At 61.0% G+C, this 14,279-nt stretch carries 12 protein-coding genes; 4 read left to right on the plus strand and 8 right to left on the minus strand.

From position 1 onward, the window contains the following. Positions 1-39 precede the first annotated feature (39 nt). Both ACTJJ6_RS20050 and iolD read right to left on the minus strand, forming a co-directional pair. Positions 40-1,053, minus strand: coding sequence for a Gfo/Idh/MocA family protein (locus ACTJJ6_RS20050; RefSeq protein ID WP_016930405.1), 1,014 nt, complete (start codon positions 1,051-1,053; stop codon positions 40-42). 41 nt (positions 1,054-1,094) lie between these two features. Beyond that, positions 1,095-3,035, minus strand: a complete 1,941-nt coding sequence (gene iolD, locus ACTJJ6_RS20055) for a 3D-(3,5/4)-trihydroxycyclohexane-1,2-dione acylhydrolase (decyclizing) (RefSeq protein WP_048796030.1) — start codon at positions 3,033-3,035, stop codon at positions 1,095-1,097. 548 nt (positions 3,036-3,583) lie between these two features. Between iolD and ACTJJ6_RS20060 the strand changes: the two genes are divergently transcribed. Together ACTJJ6_RS20060 and ACTJJ6_RS20065 are read left to right on the plus strand one after the other, a co-directional pair. After that, complete coding sequence (locus ACTJJ6_RS20060) at positions 3,584-5,515, plus strand: bifunctional 5-dehydro-2-deoxygluconokinase/5-dehydro-2-deoxyphosphogluconate aldolase (RefSeq protein WP_115436612.1); 1,932 nt, start codon at positions 3,584-3,586, stop codon at positions 5,513-5,515. Positions 5,516-5,718: 203 nt separating this feature from the next. Continuing rightward, positions 5,719-6,555: a MurR/RpiR family transcriptional regulator gene (locus ACTJJ6_RS20065; protein ID WP_004930856.1), complete on the plus strand. Its 837-nt coding sequence runs from the start codon at positions 5,719-5,721 to the stop codon at positions 6,553-6,555. 41 nt (positions 6,556-6,596) lie between these two features. Here the strand turns inward: ACTJJ6_RS20065 and ACTJJ6_RS20070 are convergent, their stop codons facing one another. The 4 genes from ACTJJ6_RS20070 to ACTJJ6_RS20085 form a co-directional block, all read right to left on the minus strand. Further along, complete coding sequence (locus tag ACTJJ6_RS20070; RefSeq protein ID WP_004930859.1) at positions 6,597-6,935, minus strand: type II toxin-antitoxin system RelE/ParE family toxin; 339 nt, start codon at positions 6,933-6,935, stop codon at positions 6,597-6,599. Positions 6,936-6,949: 14 nt separating this feature from the next. Continuing rightward, positions 6,950-7,219: a hypothetical protein gene (locus ACTJJ6_RS20075; RefSeq protein WP_004930864.1), complete on the minus strand. Its 270-nt coding sequence runs from the start codon at positions 7,217-7,219 to the stop codon at positions 6,950-6,952. A gap of 175 nt (positions 7,220-7,394) precedes the next feature. Then, positions 7,395-8,216: a 5-deoxy-glucuronate isomerase gene (iolB, locus tag ACTJJ6_RS20080; protein WP_033639188.1), complete on the minus strand. Its 822-nt coding sequence runs from the start codon at positions 8,214-8,216 to the stop codon at positions 7,395-7,397. Positions 8,217-8,293: 77 nt separating this feature from the next. Then, on the minus strand, positions 8,294-9,799 hold the full coding sequence (locus ACTJJ6_RS20085; RefSeq protein ID WP_015379335.1) for a CoA-acylating methylmalonate-semialdehyde dehydrogenase: 1,506 nt from the start codon (positions 9,797-9,799) through the stop codon (positions 8,294-8,296). Between the two features lie 556 nt (positions 9,800-10,355). Here ACTJJ6_RS20085 and ACTJJ6_RS20090 point away from each other — a divergent pair. After that, positions 10,356-11,798 carry a sugar porter family MFS transporter gene (locus tag ACTJJ6_RS20090; protein ID WP_049300441.1) on the plus strand — a complete coding sequence of 481 codons (1,443 nt, stop codon included), beginning with the start codon at positions 10,356-10,358 and terminating at the stop codon, positions 11,796-11,798. Positions 11,799-11,830: 32 nt separating this feature from the next. Beyond that, entirely contained in the window at positions 11,831-12,667 is an 837-nt protein-coding gene (locus tag ACTJJ6_RS20095) for a TIM barrel protein (RefSeq protein ID WP_016930410.1), read from the plus strand. Positions 12,668-12,702: 35 nt separating this feature from the next. Here ACTJJ6_RS20095 and fetB read toward each other — a convergent pair whose 3' ends face one another. Both fetB and fetA read right to left on the minus strand, forming a co-directional pair. Beyond that, on the minus strand, positions 12,703-13,476 hold the full coding sequence (gene fetB / locus ACTJJ6_RS20100; RefSeq protein WP_004930878.1) for an iron efflux ABC transporter permease subunit FetB: 774 nt from the start codon (positions 13,474-13,476) through the stop codon (positions 12,703-12,705). Then, entirely contained in the window at positions 13,463-14,140 is a 678-nt protein-coding gene (fetA, locus tag ACTJJ6_RS20105; protein ID WP_016930411.1) for an iron efflux ABC transporter ATP-binding subunit FetA, read from the minus strand. Before fetA ends, fetB begins: the two co-directional genes overlap by 14 nt. Positions 14,141-14,279: the final 139 nt, after the last annotated feature.

Here is a 14,279-nt window from a genome sequence, read left to right on the forward strand (position 1 = left end):
GGTCACTCCTCTACAATCATGGGTACGCGCTGCGAGCGGTTATTTGCCGTAAAACGCCGGGCGCGCCGGCAGGGTCACCGGCACGATCTCGCCGCTGAGCTGGGCGGCCACGCAGGCGTCGGCGGTCACGGCGGCGGCGTAGCCGTCCCAGGCGGAAGGGCCGGTCAATTTGCCCGCGGCCACGTCGTTGATGAACCCCTGCAGCTCGACGTCATAGGCGTCGATAAAGCGATCCTTCCAGTCGGTCAGGATTTCGGTCGACAGGCGGGCGCCGCTGCGCATCTGCACCGAGGACGGCTCCGGCAGTTTGGCGATGCCGGTTTCCCCTACCACTTCACACTGAATGTCATAGCCGTACTGGCAGTTGACGAAGATTTCGACGTCGATGCGCGTCCCTTTGGCGGTTTCAAACAGCACAATTTGCGGATCTTTCAGGTGCGGGAACGCCTTCGGGCTCTTGCGCGGGAACACCACCTGCACCGACACATAGTCGTCGTCGAGCAGCCAGCGCAGCACGTCGATTTCGTGGATCAGGGTGTCGGTGATCGCCATATCGGTGGTGTAGGCCTCGCCGACCGTCGGATTGCGGTGCGCGCAGTGCAGCATCAGCGGCTCGCCGATCTGGCCGCTGGTCAGCACCTGTTTCAACGCGCGATAGCCCTGGTCATAGGGGCGCATAAAGCCGACCTGCACCAGCCGCTTGCCGTGCTTCGCTTCGGCGTCGACGATGTTTCTGCAGCCCTGCGCGGTCACCGCCAGCGGCTTCTCGCAGAATACCGGTTTGCCGGCGGCGATGGCCGCCAGCACGAACTCTTCATGACTCGGCCCCCAGGAGGTGACCAGCACCGCCTGCACGTCGGCGGCCTTGATCAGATCGTGGCCGTTGTCATACACCCGCGCATCCAGCTGCAGATCGCTCACCACCTTGGCGGCGTTGTCGCGATTGATGTCGTTCACCGCCACGACGCGGGCGCCCTGCAAAACTTTGCTGCAGCGACGGATATGATCGCGGCCGATGGCGCCGGTGCCGATAACCCCAATGTTCAATGTCATTTTCGCTACCCTCTGGAAAGTGTGTTGTGTTCGAAAACGAATCAGTAATCGCGCGCCTTATCGATGTTTTCCTGCAGCTTGCGCGCCACTTCGACGATTTTCTCGCTGTCGGCCACCTGAGCGCCACCCACGCGCCACCAGCTGAGATATTTGTGCACCATGGTCTTCGGCAGCACCTTGATGTCGAGCAGCGTGGACACGGTCTGCCTGCGGGCGTCGGCCAGCGCATCGAGCAGCTGCTGCTCGGTGGTGACGCGATAGGTTTTGCAGCCGTAAGCCGCCGCCAGCATGGCGAAATCGACCGGCACCAGTTTGCCGTCGAGCTTGCCGCCCTCTGGATTGCGGAAGCGGAATTCGGTGGTGTAACTGTCCATGCCATGTTCCATCTGCAGGTTGTTGATGCAGCCGTTGGTCATGTTGTCGAACAGCACCACGTTGATCTTGCAGCCTTCCTGAATCGAGGTGACCAGCTCGGAATGCAGCATCATGAACGCGCCGTCACCCACCATCGCGTACACCTCACGCTGCGGCTCGGCCAGCTTGACCCCCAATGCGGCGTTCACCTCGTACCCCATGCAGGAGTAGCCGTATTCCACGTGGTAACCGTGCTCGCCGCGGTTGTGCCACACCCGCTGCAGGTCGCCCGGCAGGCTGCCGGCGGCGGCGACGATCACGCTGTCCGGGGGCAGTTCGCGGTTCAGCACCCCCAGCACCCGGCTTTGCGTCATCGCCGAGTCGGTCTGAGCGATAAATTCGGCAAACACCCGCTCGCGATCGAGGTGATCGTCGATCTCCGGCACAAAGCCTGCGCCGCTGTATTCCACCGCGTAAACCCGCTCGGTCTCTTCATGCTGCGCGCTGCGCGCCGCGGCGATGGCGTCGCCCCAGCCGGCGCGATAATCGGCCTGCGCCAGCCGTGCGCCCAGTTCGCTCAGCGCCTCGCGGGCGTCCGCCAGCACCTGCACGCCGTCAAGCTTGCCGGCGTCGAAGGCGCTGACGTTGACGTTGAGGAAGCTGACGCTCGGATGTTGGAACAGCCATTTGGACGAGGTGGTGAAATCGGTGTAGCGGGTGCCGACGCCGATCACCAAATCGGCCTGTCGGGCCAGCGTGTTGGCCGCCAGGCAGCCGGTTTCGCCGATGCCGCCGAGGTTGAATTCATGGTCGCTCGGCACCGCGCCTTTGCCGGCCTGGGTCTCGGCGAACGGAATGCCGAAGCGCTCGGCGAATTCGCGCAGCGCCCGCCCGGCCTGCGAGTATTTCACGCCGCCGCCGCACACCAGCAGCGGTTTGCGTTTGGCCGTCAGCAGCGCCAAGGCGTCCGCCAACATGCCCTCGGTCGCCGGGCGGCGATCGAGCCGATGCACGCGTTTTTGGAAGAAATAGTCGGGATAGTCGTAGGCTTCACCCTGCACGTCCTGCGGCAGACACAGCGTCACCGCGCCGGTTTCCGCCGGATCGGTCAACACGCGCATCGCATTGATGCAGGCGCTCATCAGCTGTTCCGGGCGCACGATGCGATCCCAGTATTTGCTCACCGCACGGAACGCGTCGTTGGTGCTGATGCTGAGATCGTAAGACTGTTCGATTTGCTGCAACACCGGATCCGGCTGGCGAGAAGCGTAAACGTCGCCCGGCAGCAGCAATAAAGGGATGCGGTTAGCGGTGGCGGTGGCGGCGGCGGTGATCATATTGGCGGCGCCGGGGCCGACCGATGAGGTGCAGGCGTAAATTTGCCGACGCAGCTTCTGTTTGGCGAAGCCGATCGCCGCATGGGCCATCCCCTGCTCGTTGCGGCCCTGGTGCACCCGCAGATCGCCGCTATCCTGTTCCAGCGCCTGCCCCAGCCCCAGCACGTTGCCGTGGCCGAAAATCGCGAAAATGCCCGCGACGAATTTGGTTTCCACGCCGTCGGCCAGCAGATACTGGTTATCGAGAAATCTGACGAGCGCCTGCGCCATGGTTAACCTGATCTTGCCCATTTACTCACCCTTTAGATTGAGGGCCGCCCCGGAAAGCGCTCATGCCGAGCCGACAATCCCGTGTTTGTGTTACGCGGCGGCAGCTATTATCTTGAGCAGACGATGCCCGCGCTGCTCACGAAGTCGACAACCTGAAACGTGAAGCGATTATAAACAAATATATTTTTCATAAAATCACATTACAGAAGAAACATTTCATTTTGCGATAAAGATCGCATATTACATGAAAAGCGCGTTTCATCTCGTGGTTCAGCCTTCATGGGCTTCGTGCCGCGCACCGGCCGATAAAAGTCGTTGGCACATGGGCTGACAGCCTTTTACCCTGCCCTCACCCCCCTTTTATGTACGGCCCCGGCGGCCCTTATCCAGCCGGTTCACCGCCTTTTCCCACGCCTCTGTCGATGTTTTAAACGCATCACATTTTTGGGGTGTAAATTTCATTTCATATTGAAATTGAAATTTTCATTCCCCATACTGTCCCCATGCTTCCTGCAGGGCGCCACGCTCGGGCCGCCGCCGGAGTTTTGCTTAAACAGAAGGAAACGGGTATGGCTACACAACAAAAACAGCTTGATGTCATTTGTCTCGGGCGCATCGCCGTCGATTTCTATGCTCAGCAGATCGGCGCGCGTCTGGAAGACGCCGGCACATTCGCCAAATACCTCGGCGGCTCTTCCGGCAACGTGGCCTACGGCACCGCCATTCAGGGGTTGAAATCCGGCATGCTGGCCCGCGTCGGCGATGAACACATGGGCCGCTTTCTGCGTGAAGAGCTGCAGCGCGTCGGGGCCGATACCCGCTGTCTGATCACCGACAAGCAACGATTAACCGGCCTGGTGATCCTCGGCATCAAGGATCAGGAAACCTTCCCGCTGATCTTCTACCGCGAAAACTGCGCGGACATGGCGCTGACGCCGGACGACATCGACGAGGCCTACATCGCCTCCGCGCGCGCGCTGGCCATCACCGGCACGCACCTGTCGCACCCGAACACCCGCGCCGCGGTGCTGAAGGCGCTGGAGTATGCGCGCCGCCACGGCCTGCGCACCGCGCTCGACATCGATTACCGCCCGGTACTGTGGGGGCTGACGTCGCTGGGCGACGGCGAAACCCGCTTTGTGGAATCAGACCAGGTGACCCGCGAACTGCAGGAGGTGCTGCACCATTTCGATCTGATCGTCGGCACTGAAGAGGAATTTCATATCGCCGGCGGCAGCACCGACACGCTGACGGCGCTGAAAAACGTGCGCCGGGCCACGGCGGCCACGCTGGTGTGCAAGCGCGGCGCGCAGGGCTGCTCGGTGTTCGAAGATGACATCGCCGACGACTGGGAACAGGTGAAGCTACACGCCGGCGTGCGGGTGGAGGTGCTGAACGTGCTGGGGGCCGGCGACGCCTTTATGTCCGGGTTGCTGCGCGGCTACCTGAACGATGAAGGCTGGGAGCAGGCCTGCCGCTACGCCAACGCCTGCGGCGCATTGGTGGTTTCGCGCCACGGCTGCGCGCCGGCGATGCCGACCAAACGGGAGCTGGACGACTACCTGCAGCGTGAACAACAGGTCACGCGCCCGGACCGCGACGCACGCCTGAACCACCTGCACCGGGTCACCACCCGCAAGCAACAGTGGCCGGAACTGTGCGTGTTCGCCTTCGATCACCGCAAGCAGCTGGCGGACATGGCGCGCGAAGCCGGCGTCGGCGAGGAACGCATTCCGCGCCTGAAGACCCTGCTGCTCACCGCGGCGCAACAGGCTGCCGCGCAGGCCGGCCTCGACGGCAACAGCGGCATTCTGGCCGACACCACCTACGGGCAGGCGGCGCTGAACGAAATCACCGGTCAGGGATGGTGGATTGGCCGGCCGGTGGAGCTGCCCAGCTCGCGCCCACTGCGCCTGGAGCATGGCAATATTGGCTCGCAATTGATCGACTGGCCGCAGGAGCACGTGGTGAAGTGCCTGGTGTTCTATCACCCGCACGACGCGGCGGAACTGCGCCGCGAACAGGATGCGCTGATCGCCGACGTCTACCGCGGCTGCTGCAAATCCGGCCACGAACTGCTGCTGGAGGTGATCCTGCCGGACAGCAACGCCGACAAGGACGAACGCTATTACCTGGAGATGATTGAACACTTCTACCACATGGGCATTCAGCCGGACTGGTGGAAACTGCCGCCGCTGAGCGCGGAAAACTGGCAGCGGGTCGGCGCGCTGATCGACGCCTGCGATCCCGACTGCCGCGGCGTGCTGATCCTGGGGCTCGACTCCCCGGAGGCGGTGCTGAAGGCGGGCTTTGCCGCCGCCGCGGATGCGCGCTGGGTCAAAGGTTTCGCCGTCGGCCGCACCATTTTCGGCCAACCTTCGCGCCGCTGGCTGCAGGGGGAAATCGACGACGCGGCCCTGATCGAGCAGGTGAAACAAAAATACCTGACGCTGATCGGTTTCTGGCGCCAGTACCGTCCGCAGGCGGGCGGCGCGCACTGACAGCCACAGCAGGTTCACGTCCCCTTAAGGCCATTTCGCCGCTTTAAGGGGATTTTTTTGCCCATTTTCTGTGAAGTCGCGCAATGTGCAATCGAATAAATCGCTTTTTGAGGAAATGAAATTTCCGCTCCGTCTGTTAAAATACCCTGTCAATATTTCAGGCGTCAGGCCAATGCGCCTTCACCCCACTGCGAGCCGAATGGATGAACAACCCAACTCAACTTTCGCTGTTACAGGACGAGATCCGCCACCGTTATGAAACGCTGAGCAAGCGTTTGAAGCAGGTGGCGCGCTATATTTTGGATAACAGTAACAGCATCGCTTTCGATACCGTTGCCTCCATAGCCGCACAGGCCAGCGTGCCGCCTTCCACCCTAATCCGTTTCGCCAACGCCTTCGGCTTCAGCGGCTTCAACGAAATGAAGCAGGTGTTCCGTCAGCATCTGATGGAAGAAACGGTGAACTATACCGAGCGCGCACGCCTGTTCCGCCAAACCTCCACCGACGACAACGTCGCGCCGGAGAAGCCGGCGGAGATTCTCAACGTATTCACCATGGTCAACGCGCAGGCGCTGCAGCAGCTGGCGATGCAGATCGCTCCCGAGCAGTTGGATCGCGCCGTCGAGCTGCTCAACAACGCTGAAAACATCTACGTGATCGGCCTGCGCCGCTCGTTCAGCGTCGCTTCCTACCTCACCTATGCGCTGCGCCATCTGGAGCGCCGTGCGTTTCTGATTGACGGGCTGGGCGGGATGTTTACCGAACAGCTGAGCATGGTGAAACCGAAGGACGTGGTGATCGCCATCAGCTATTCGCCGTACGCCCGCGAGGCGGTGGAACTGGTGGAATTGGGCGCCAAGCGCGGCGCGCAACAGATCGCCATCACCGACAGCCAGGTCAGCCCGCTGGCCGCCTTCAGCGACGTCTGTTTCGTGGTGCGCGAAGCGCAGGTGGACGGGTTCCGTTCGCAGGTGGCCTCGATGTGTCTGGCGCAGACGCTGGCGGTCTCGCTGGCGCTGAATAACGCCCGGGACGAGTAAGGCGGATGTGAACGCGCCCGACAGGCTCGGGCGCGGCGGGATTATTGCAGCAACAAATAGCGGTAGAGCGCGCTTTCCAGATCCTGCTTCATGCTGATGAAAAGCAGAATCTCCACCGTTTGGCCGTCGTAGTCATAGATGACGCGGTATTCGCTGTCGGGATCCAATCGTTCGTGCAACCGCACTCCCATGCCCGCCAGCACGGCGTTGAAGCGGTAGCGGGCGGGATCGTCGGCAATTGCCGCGAGGGACGATAACAACAGATTGTCCACGAACATCCCGGCTGCGACGGCCCCTATCGTTCCGCTCTTATAAGACTCGATGTCTTTCAGGCTCCATTCCGCCGCCGGCGCGACGGTAAAACGTATTTCCTGGGGCATCCTGCACCTCGGGTCTATTTCCGCGCGTCACGCAGCCGCTGCAAGGTTTCTTCGGGCGACAGACCGCGCTGATTTTTAATCTCTTGCTTCGCCATCATAGTCAGTTTCAACAACGCGTTGGACTGGCGCTCGAGATTGCGTTCCCGTATTTCGGCCTCTCTCTCAGCCGCCGTTTGTACAAACAGCTCGGCAACACCATTTTTTGTGACGTAAACCCCGCCTTCAAACAGATCGGGCGAACCTAATCCTTCGCGCGCCGCTTTTTGAGACATGGTGGTTGTCATAATTTTTCCTCCTGTGTACCGGCATTCTCACTGCATAACAGCGGTTCGTTAGATTCACTCAGCCAGGGAGCAATCGCGTGCGGACAGGTTATCATTTGAGCAAGATAGAGGGCAAATTTAGGTCAAATTTATACCCTGATTAAAGAGAAAGCCCGGCAAGCCGGGCCTCAAGCGCTTATTGCGCGGCGGGATAGCCGTCGCCGTTAATCCAGGCGTGGTCTTTTTCCCAGGTGAATTTCCACTGCCGCACCGGCCCGGCCATCACGTTAAGGTAATAGTTGTCGTAACCCGCCAGGGTCGCCACCGGGTGATAACCGCGCGGCACTTTCACCACGTCGCGATTGTAGACCGGCATGCATTCGTCGAGCGTGCGATCGTCGGTATAGACGCGCTGCATGCAGAACCCTTGCTCCGGCTGAATGCGGTGATAGTACGTCTCTTCGAGATAGGTTTCGTCCGGCGAGTCTTCTTGATCGTGCTTGTGGCTCGGGTAGGAGCTGGTGTTGCCCTCGTCGGTGTAAACCTCCACCACCAGCAGACTGTCTGCCGGCTCGCTGTCCGGCAGAATGTTGTGCACCAACCGCTGGTTGCGCCCCTTGCCGCGCCGCTCCACGCCGATTTCCGCCGGCGTGATCAGCCGTGAAGGCAGGTGGCCGCTGCCGGGCGCGCTGCACACCGCCAACTCCAGATCGGTTTCTGCCCGCACGTCGATGCGATCGTGGTGCGGCACGTACACCGCGTAAGGCGGCGTGCGCTCGAACGGGCTCATGCGTTTGCCGATATGCGGGTATTCGGCGCGCAGCGTGGCGACGGAGGCGATACCGGCCACCAGCACCAGACACAGTTCCCTGCCACCGCATTCCAACTGCAGCGACTGCCCGGCGGCCAGGCGGTAAACGTCAAAGCCGACATAGCCCCAACCGGCATTTTCCGGCGTCACGTGCTGGATACGCCCCTCGGCGTTCGGCGCCTGACATTTGGCAAGCAGTGAAGACATTTCGATTCTCCTGTTAACTCCCCGTGCAAAGGCCGCTGCCCCAAAGGAGCAACGGCCCGCTCATACTCTGCGATCGCTTAGCCCAGCGTCGGCATGCTGAATTCGGACACCGTCTGCTGCCCGGCCGGCCAGCGCGCGGTGGCGGTCTTCATGCGCGTGTAGAAGCGCACGCCGTCGGTGCCGTGCACGTTCAACGCGCCGAACACCGAGCGCTTCCAGCCGCCGAAGCTGTGGAACGCCATCGGCACCGGCACCGGCACGTTGACGCCGACCATCCCGGCCTGCACTTCCTGCACGAACTGACGCGCGTAGTGGCCGCTGCCGGTAAAGATGGCGCTGCCGTTGCCAAACTCGTGGCCGTTGACCGTGTCGATGGCGGTGCGATAGTCCGGCACCCGCACGATGCCCAGCACCGGCCCGAAGATCTCTTCGCGGTAGATGCGCATGTTCGGCTTCACATGGTCGAACAGCGTGCCGCCGACGTAGTAGCCTTCAGGGTAGCCCGGCACCTGATAATTGCGGCCGTCGGCCACCAGGGTGGCGCCTTCTTCCACGCCCAGATCGATGTAGCCCAGCACCTTTTTCTGATGGGCGGACGACACCAGCGGCCCCATTTCATTCTCTTCGCCACCCTGCTGCAAGCCCGGCCCGACGCGGAGCTGCGCGATCAGCGGCTTCAGTTTGGCGATCAGTTTGTCTGCGGTATCGTCACCGACCACCACGGCGATCGGCAGCGCCATGCAGCGCTCGCCGGCAGAGCCGAACGCGCCGCCCATCAACGCGTTGACCGTGGCGTCCAGATCGGCGTCCGGCATGACGATCGCCTGGTTTTTCGCCGCGCCGAAGGCCTGTACCCGCTTGCCGTGCGCGCTGGCGGTGGTATAGATATGTTCCGCCACGGTGGAGGAACCGACGAAGCTCACCGCCTGAATGCGCGGATCGGTGCACAGCTGCGCCGCATCTTCATTGGCGCAGTGCACCACGTTGAACACGCCGTCCGGCAGGCCGGCTTCTTTCAGCAACTCCGCCAGGCGCACCGAGGCCGAAGGCACCAGCGCCGGCGGCTTGAGGATAAAGGTGTTGCCGCAGGCCAGCGCGATGGGGAACATCCACATCGGCACCATCGCCGGGAAGTTAAACGGGGTAATGCCCGCCACCACGCCCAGCGGCTGCATCAGCGAGAAGCTGTCGACGCCGCTGCCGACGTCCGGCGAATACTCGCCCTTGATCAGATGCGGGATACCGCAGGCGAATTCGACCACTTCCATGCCGCGCGTCAGTTCGCCCAGCGCATCCGAATACACTTTGCCGTGCTCGCTGACGATAAGCTCGGCCAGCTCGTCGCGGTGCTGTTCCAGCAGCGCCTTGAAATTGAACATGATGCGCGCGCGGCGCAGCGGCGTGGTGCGCGACCAGTCGGCGAACGCCCGGTGGGCCACGTCGATGGCCTGTTTGACTTCGGCGGCGGTGCTCTGCGTAACGCGCCGCTCAACCTGCCCGCTGGCCGGGTTGTGCACGTCGACGGTTTGATTGCTGCTGCTCAGGCACACCTGCCCGTCAATAAAGTTACCCACGGTTTTCATGTCACGCCCTCTTTTCAAGTCCGCTGTCGCCTGGCCACACCCAGGCGGCGCGGCGTTAATCGTCCCGCTCGCCAAACTCCGTCGGCAAGCCGGCTAAATCCTGACCGGATGCAGCAAACTCTATTTCATTGAAAAAAAAGTTTCAAATAAATTGTTTTGAAAAATTTGTTTTTAGTGCGTGAGGTCGCAATTTTGCGGTGTCGATCGGGCGGGCGCTTGCATTGCCGTGCCAGGGAAAGCGCAACGGCGGCGGCGAAAGTTGGGGGAATACACACTGACTTTGCTACAGAAAACCCGCACTGCGCCTGCCCTGTCGCCGTTACCGCACGCCCTCGTTCGCCCAAGAGACCCGGCACAGAGGTGACGGTTTTTTTTGAACTGGATCTAAAAATCAATATTCCATTATTCACTAATTATGAAATAAATGTTCTTGTTTGTTCCAGCATTTATCGACGACATCGCCTTGATGACAGGCACGGTTCACACCCTTCCGCTCGCCCCCTTCCCGACACCCCAACCGTGCGGACGGAAGCCAGGATAAAAATCGGAGCAACACATGTCATATCAGCGTAAGCACAATACCGGCTACATATTGCGAATTTGCGGCATCGCCGCCCTGGGCGGCATTCTGTTCGGCTACGATACCGCCGTGATCTCCGGCGCGATCGAAGCGTTGAAAGCCTATTTCGATCTCAGCCCGGCCGAAACCGGCTGGGCAGTCTCCAACGTGGTGATTGGCTGCGTGGTCGGCGCCTTCGCCGCCGGGCCGCTGGCGGCGCGCTGGGGCCGTAAAAAGGCGCTGATGCTGGCGGCGCTGCTGTTCACCGTGTCCGCCGTCGGCGCATCCTTGGCCCCGACCTTCACCTGGTTCGTCATCTACCGCATCATCGGCGGGCTGGCGGTCGGCATTGCCGCCACCGTGTCGCCGATGTACATGTCGGAGGTGTCGCCGAAAGACATGCGCGGGCGGGCGCTCAGCATGCAGCAATTCGCCATCGTCTTCGGCCAGATCGTGATTTTCTACGTCAACTTCAAAATCGCCAGCATCGCCAGCGAAGCCTGGCTGGTGGAAATGGGCTGGCGCTGGATGTTCGCCTCGGGCGTGATCCCCTGCATTCTGTTCTGCATCCTGGTATTCGTCATTCCTGAATCGCCGCGCTGGAACGTGATGATGGGCCGCGACGATCAGGCGCTGGCGATGTTGACCAAGGTATCCAACGCCGCCCACGCGCAGAATCTGCTGAAAGAAATCAAAGACTCGCTGCAGCAGGATCAACAGCAGCAGCACCGGAAGCTGAACTACGGCGATGTGCGGGTGCGGTTCATTCTGTTCGTCGGCTGCATGATCGCCATGTTGCAGCAGGTCACCGGCGTCAACGTGATGATGTATTACGCGCCGGTAGTGCTGAAAACCGTCACTGAAAACGCGCAGGAAGCGCTGTTCCAGACCATCTGGATCGGCGTGCTGCAGCTGGTCGGTTCGGTCATCGGCGCCATGCTGATGGATCGCATGGGCCGCATTCCGCTGATGCGTTACGGCACGCTGGGCGCCATCGCCGGCCTGCTGCTCACCTCGTACGCGCTCTACACGCAGGCCACCGGCTATTTCGCGCTGTTCGGCATGCTGTTCTTCATGGTGTTTTATGCGCTGTCCTGGGGCGTCGGCGCCTGGGTGCTGGTATCGGAAATCTTCCCGAACCGCATGCGCGCGCAGGGGATGAGCATCGCCGTCGGCTGCATGTGGGTCGCCAACTTCGCGGTGTCGCAGTCGTTCCCGATGATCAACGACCACCCTTACCTGTTCTCGCATTTCCACGGCGCCTTCCCGATGTGGATCTTCGCCGCCTGCTGCCTGTTCAGCTACTGGTTTATCGGCCGCTATATTCCGGAAACCAAAGGCGTCTCGCTGGAAAAAATGGAACAGGTGGTGCTGGCCAAACGCCACCGCCAACCCCTGCCCGACGGTAAGCCGCTGCCGCTGGAAAACGGCAAATCCTGATCTCTCACCCCTGACCGCTGGAGTAATGCCTCATGACCATTGCGCTGAACCGCTTCTGCATTAACCGCAAGATCGCGCCGAATCTCGATCTGGACAATTTTTTCCGCCTGGTGAAACGCTGCGGGCTCAGCAAAGTTGAGCTGCGCAACGACATGCCCAGCGGCAAGGTGACCGACGATCTGAGTAACGCGCAGCTCAACGCGCTCGCCGCGCAATACGGCATTGAAATCGTCACGATCAACGCCCTCGGCATGTTCAATCGGGTGGATGACCCGGCGGCGCTGCAGCAGCGCGCCGAAGCGTTGCTGGCGCAGGCGCAGGCTATCCACAGCCGGGCGCTGGTGCTGTGCCCGCACTGCAGCGCCGACGACACGCGCAGCGAGCAGCAAAAACGGGACGACACCCTCGCCGCGTTGCGTCTGCTGGCGCCGCTGTTTGCCCGCTATGGCGTGCAGGGATACGTCGAACCGCTGGGCTTCGGCATCAGCTCGTTGCGATCGTCGCTGCTGACCCAAGCGATCATCCGCGATTCGGGCGCGCCGTACCGCATCGTGCTCGATACGTTCCACCACTACCTGAGCGATGTGACGCAGGCCGACTTCGACGCGCAGATCCAGGTGGCGCAGATCGGCCTGGTGCATCTGTCCGGCGTGGAGGACGGGCGGGATAAAGGCGCGTTGAGCGACGAAGAACGCATTATGCTGAGCGAGGGCGACCGGCTGGAAAGCCGCCGCCAGGTGCAGAACCTGGAACGCCTGGGCTATACCGGCGTCTATGCCTTCGAGCCCTTCTCTTCACAGCTGGACGGCTGGAGCGAGGCCGATATCGAACGGGAAATCCGCCAGAGCATCGCCCTGCTGCAAGGGTAAAAAAACGGCCTCCGCGGAGGCCGTTTTTCATGGCGTTACTTCAGGTTGCCGACCACCAGCTGGTGACGCGCGTTGTAGAACTTACGGTAAGCCAGATAGCAGGCGATGATGGTCGACAGGCTGGCGGTGGAAAGCAGCATAAAGGTCACCATAATCTGGTATTTGATCGCTTTCACCGGGTCGATGCCGGCAAAGATCAGCCCGGACATCATGCCCGGCAGGCTGACCAGCCCAACGGTTTTCGCCGAGTCCACGGTCGGGATCAGCGAAGCGCGGATGCTGTCGCGGATCAGCGCCGCCGATGCGAACTTGGGCGTCGCCCCCAGGCTGAGCATCTCCTGAATCTTCTGCTGCTCGCTTTTGAAACGCTGGCCGAGGTTGGTGTAGCACAACCCCACCGCCACCATGGCGTTGCCGGCGATCATCCCGGAGATGGGGATCACCTGCATCGGCGTAAATTCGATGGAACCGGTCAATACCAACACCGCCAACGTCAGCACCGCGCCGGTGGTGATGGCGATAAACGACGTCACGAACGCGTGTTCGACGTACTTGCTGCGTTTCTTGGCGTTGTAGGCCGCGTTAAAGCAGATGAAGAGCACCATCAACACGGTGAGAACGGCGTTATCCAGGTCGAAAATATACTTCAGCACGTAGCCGACGATGATCAGCTGCACCACCGCGCGGCAGATGCTCCAGATAATGTCCTTTTCCAGCGCCAGCTTTTCCCGGTGGCTGATCAGGATGGCGACCACCACCAGCACCATCGACAAGCCCAAGGATTCGTTGGTGATGTTATGCTGATTCATGTTGTTGCTCCTGTTGCTCGGCGCCGTGCGCGCGCAGGGTGATCACTTCGTCCGCATGCGCTATCTCTTCGGTATCGTGCGTCACCCACAGCACCGCCAGCCGGTGTTCCGCCGCCAGCTGATGCACGATCTCATTGACGTTGCGTTTGTTTTCCTCGTCCAGCGCGCTGGTGATCTCGTCGAGCAACAGCACCCGGGGCATAAACTGCAGGTTGCGGATCAGGGACACCCGCTGCTTCTCCCCGCCGGACAGTTCATTGATGCTTTTGGTCAGCATCGCCTCCGGCAGCCCGAAACGCGCCAGATCGGCCTTCATTTTTCGCTCGGCTGGCGGTTCCTGGCGGATCTGGTAGGGCAGCGCCAGATTGTCGTAAACCGTATTGCCGAACAGTGACGGCGTCTGGAAGCAGTAAGAGACCTGCTTGCGATACGCTTCCGGCGACATCTCGTCGATCGCCTGACCGTCGAAATAGAGCTTTCCGCTGGTCGGATCCATTAAGGAAGAGATGATTTTCAGCAGGGTGCTTTTCCCGCAACCGGAAGGCCCGGTGATCAGTTTGAACTCGCCTTCACCCAGCGTGAAAGAGACGGAATCCAGGATCACCTGGCTGTCTATTTGATAATGAATATCATCCAATCTCAGTATGTCTTTCTTTTCCTTCATTACGATGCCGGCTCCCTACACCTGTTCCCGTCTGAGCGATAAGTATATGGCCGCCAAAAACATCTTAGCAATGGCTGTGCGGATGGCAGCGAACGAAGGGGGAGGATTGACGGAGCGAAACGCCCCGTCAAATGATAAA

This window comes from Serratia sp. 22278 (assembly GCF_052045405.1).
GTDB lineage: Bacteria > Pseudomonadota > Gammaproteobacteria > Enterobacterales > Enterobacteriaceae > Serratia > Serratia marcescens.

Excerpts from the sequence above, each read along its gene's own strand:
- fetB (WP_004930878.1), bottom strand. The coding sequence starts at position 13,476 with ATGAATCAGCATAACATCACCAACGAATCCTTGGGCTTGTCGATGGTG.
- ACTJJ6_RS20050 (WP_016930405.1), bottom strand. The coding sequence starts at position 1,053 with ATGACATTGAACATTGGGGTTATCGGCACCGGCGCCATCGGCCGCGAT.
- fetA (WP_016930411.1), bottom strand. The coding sequence starts at position 14,140 with ATGAAGGAAAAGAAAGACATACTGAGATTGGATGATATTCATTATCAA.
- ACTJJ6_RS20075 (WP_004930864.1), bottom strand. The coding sequence starts at position 7,219 with ATGACAACCACCATGTCTCAAAAAGCGGCGCGCGAAGGATTAGGTTCG.
- iolD (WP_048796030.1), bottom strand. The coding sequence starts at position 3,035 with ATGGGCAAGATCAGGTTAACCATGGCGCAGGCGCTCGTCAGATTTCTC.
- ACTJJ6_RS20090 (WP_049300441.1), top strand. The coding sequence starts at position 10,356 with ATGTCATATCAGCGTAAGCACAATACCGGCTACATATTGCGAATTTGC.
- ACTJJ6_RS20070 (WP_004930859.1), bottom strand. The coding sequence starts at position 6,935 with ATGCCCCAGGAAATACGTTTTACCGTCGCGCCGGCGGCGGAATGGAGC.
- ACTJJ6_RS20060 (WP_115436612.1), top strand. The coding sequence starts at position 3,584 with ATGGCTACACAACAAAAACAGCTTGATGTCATTTGTCTCGGGCGCATC.
- ACTJJ6_RS20085 (WP_015379335.1), bottom strand. The coding sequence starts at position 9,799 with ATGAAAACCGTGGGTAACTTTATTGACGGGCAGGTGTGCCTGAGCAGC.
- ACTJJ6_RS20095 (WP_016930410.1), top strand. The coding sequence starts at position 11,831 with ATGACCATTGCGCTGAACCGCTTCTGCATTAACCGCAAGATCGCGCCG.
- ACTJJ6_RS20065 (WP_004930856.1), top strand. The coding sequence starts at position 5,719 with ATGAACAACCCAACTCAACTTTCGCTGTTACAGGACGAGATCCGCCAC.
- iolB (WP_033639188.1), bottom strand. The coding sequence starts at position 8,216 with ATGTCTTCACTGCTTGCCAAATGTCAGGCGCCGAACGCCGAGGGGCGT.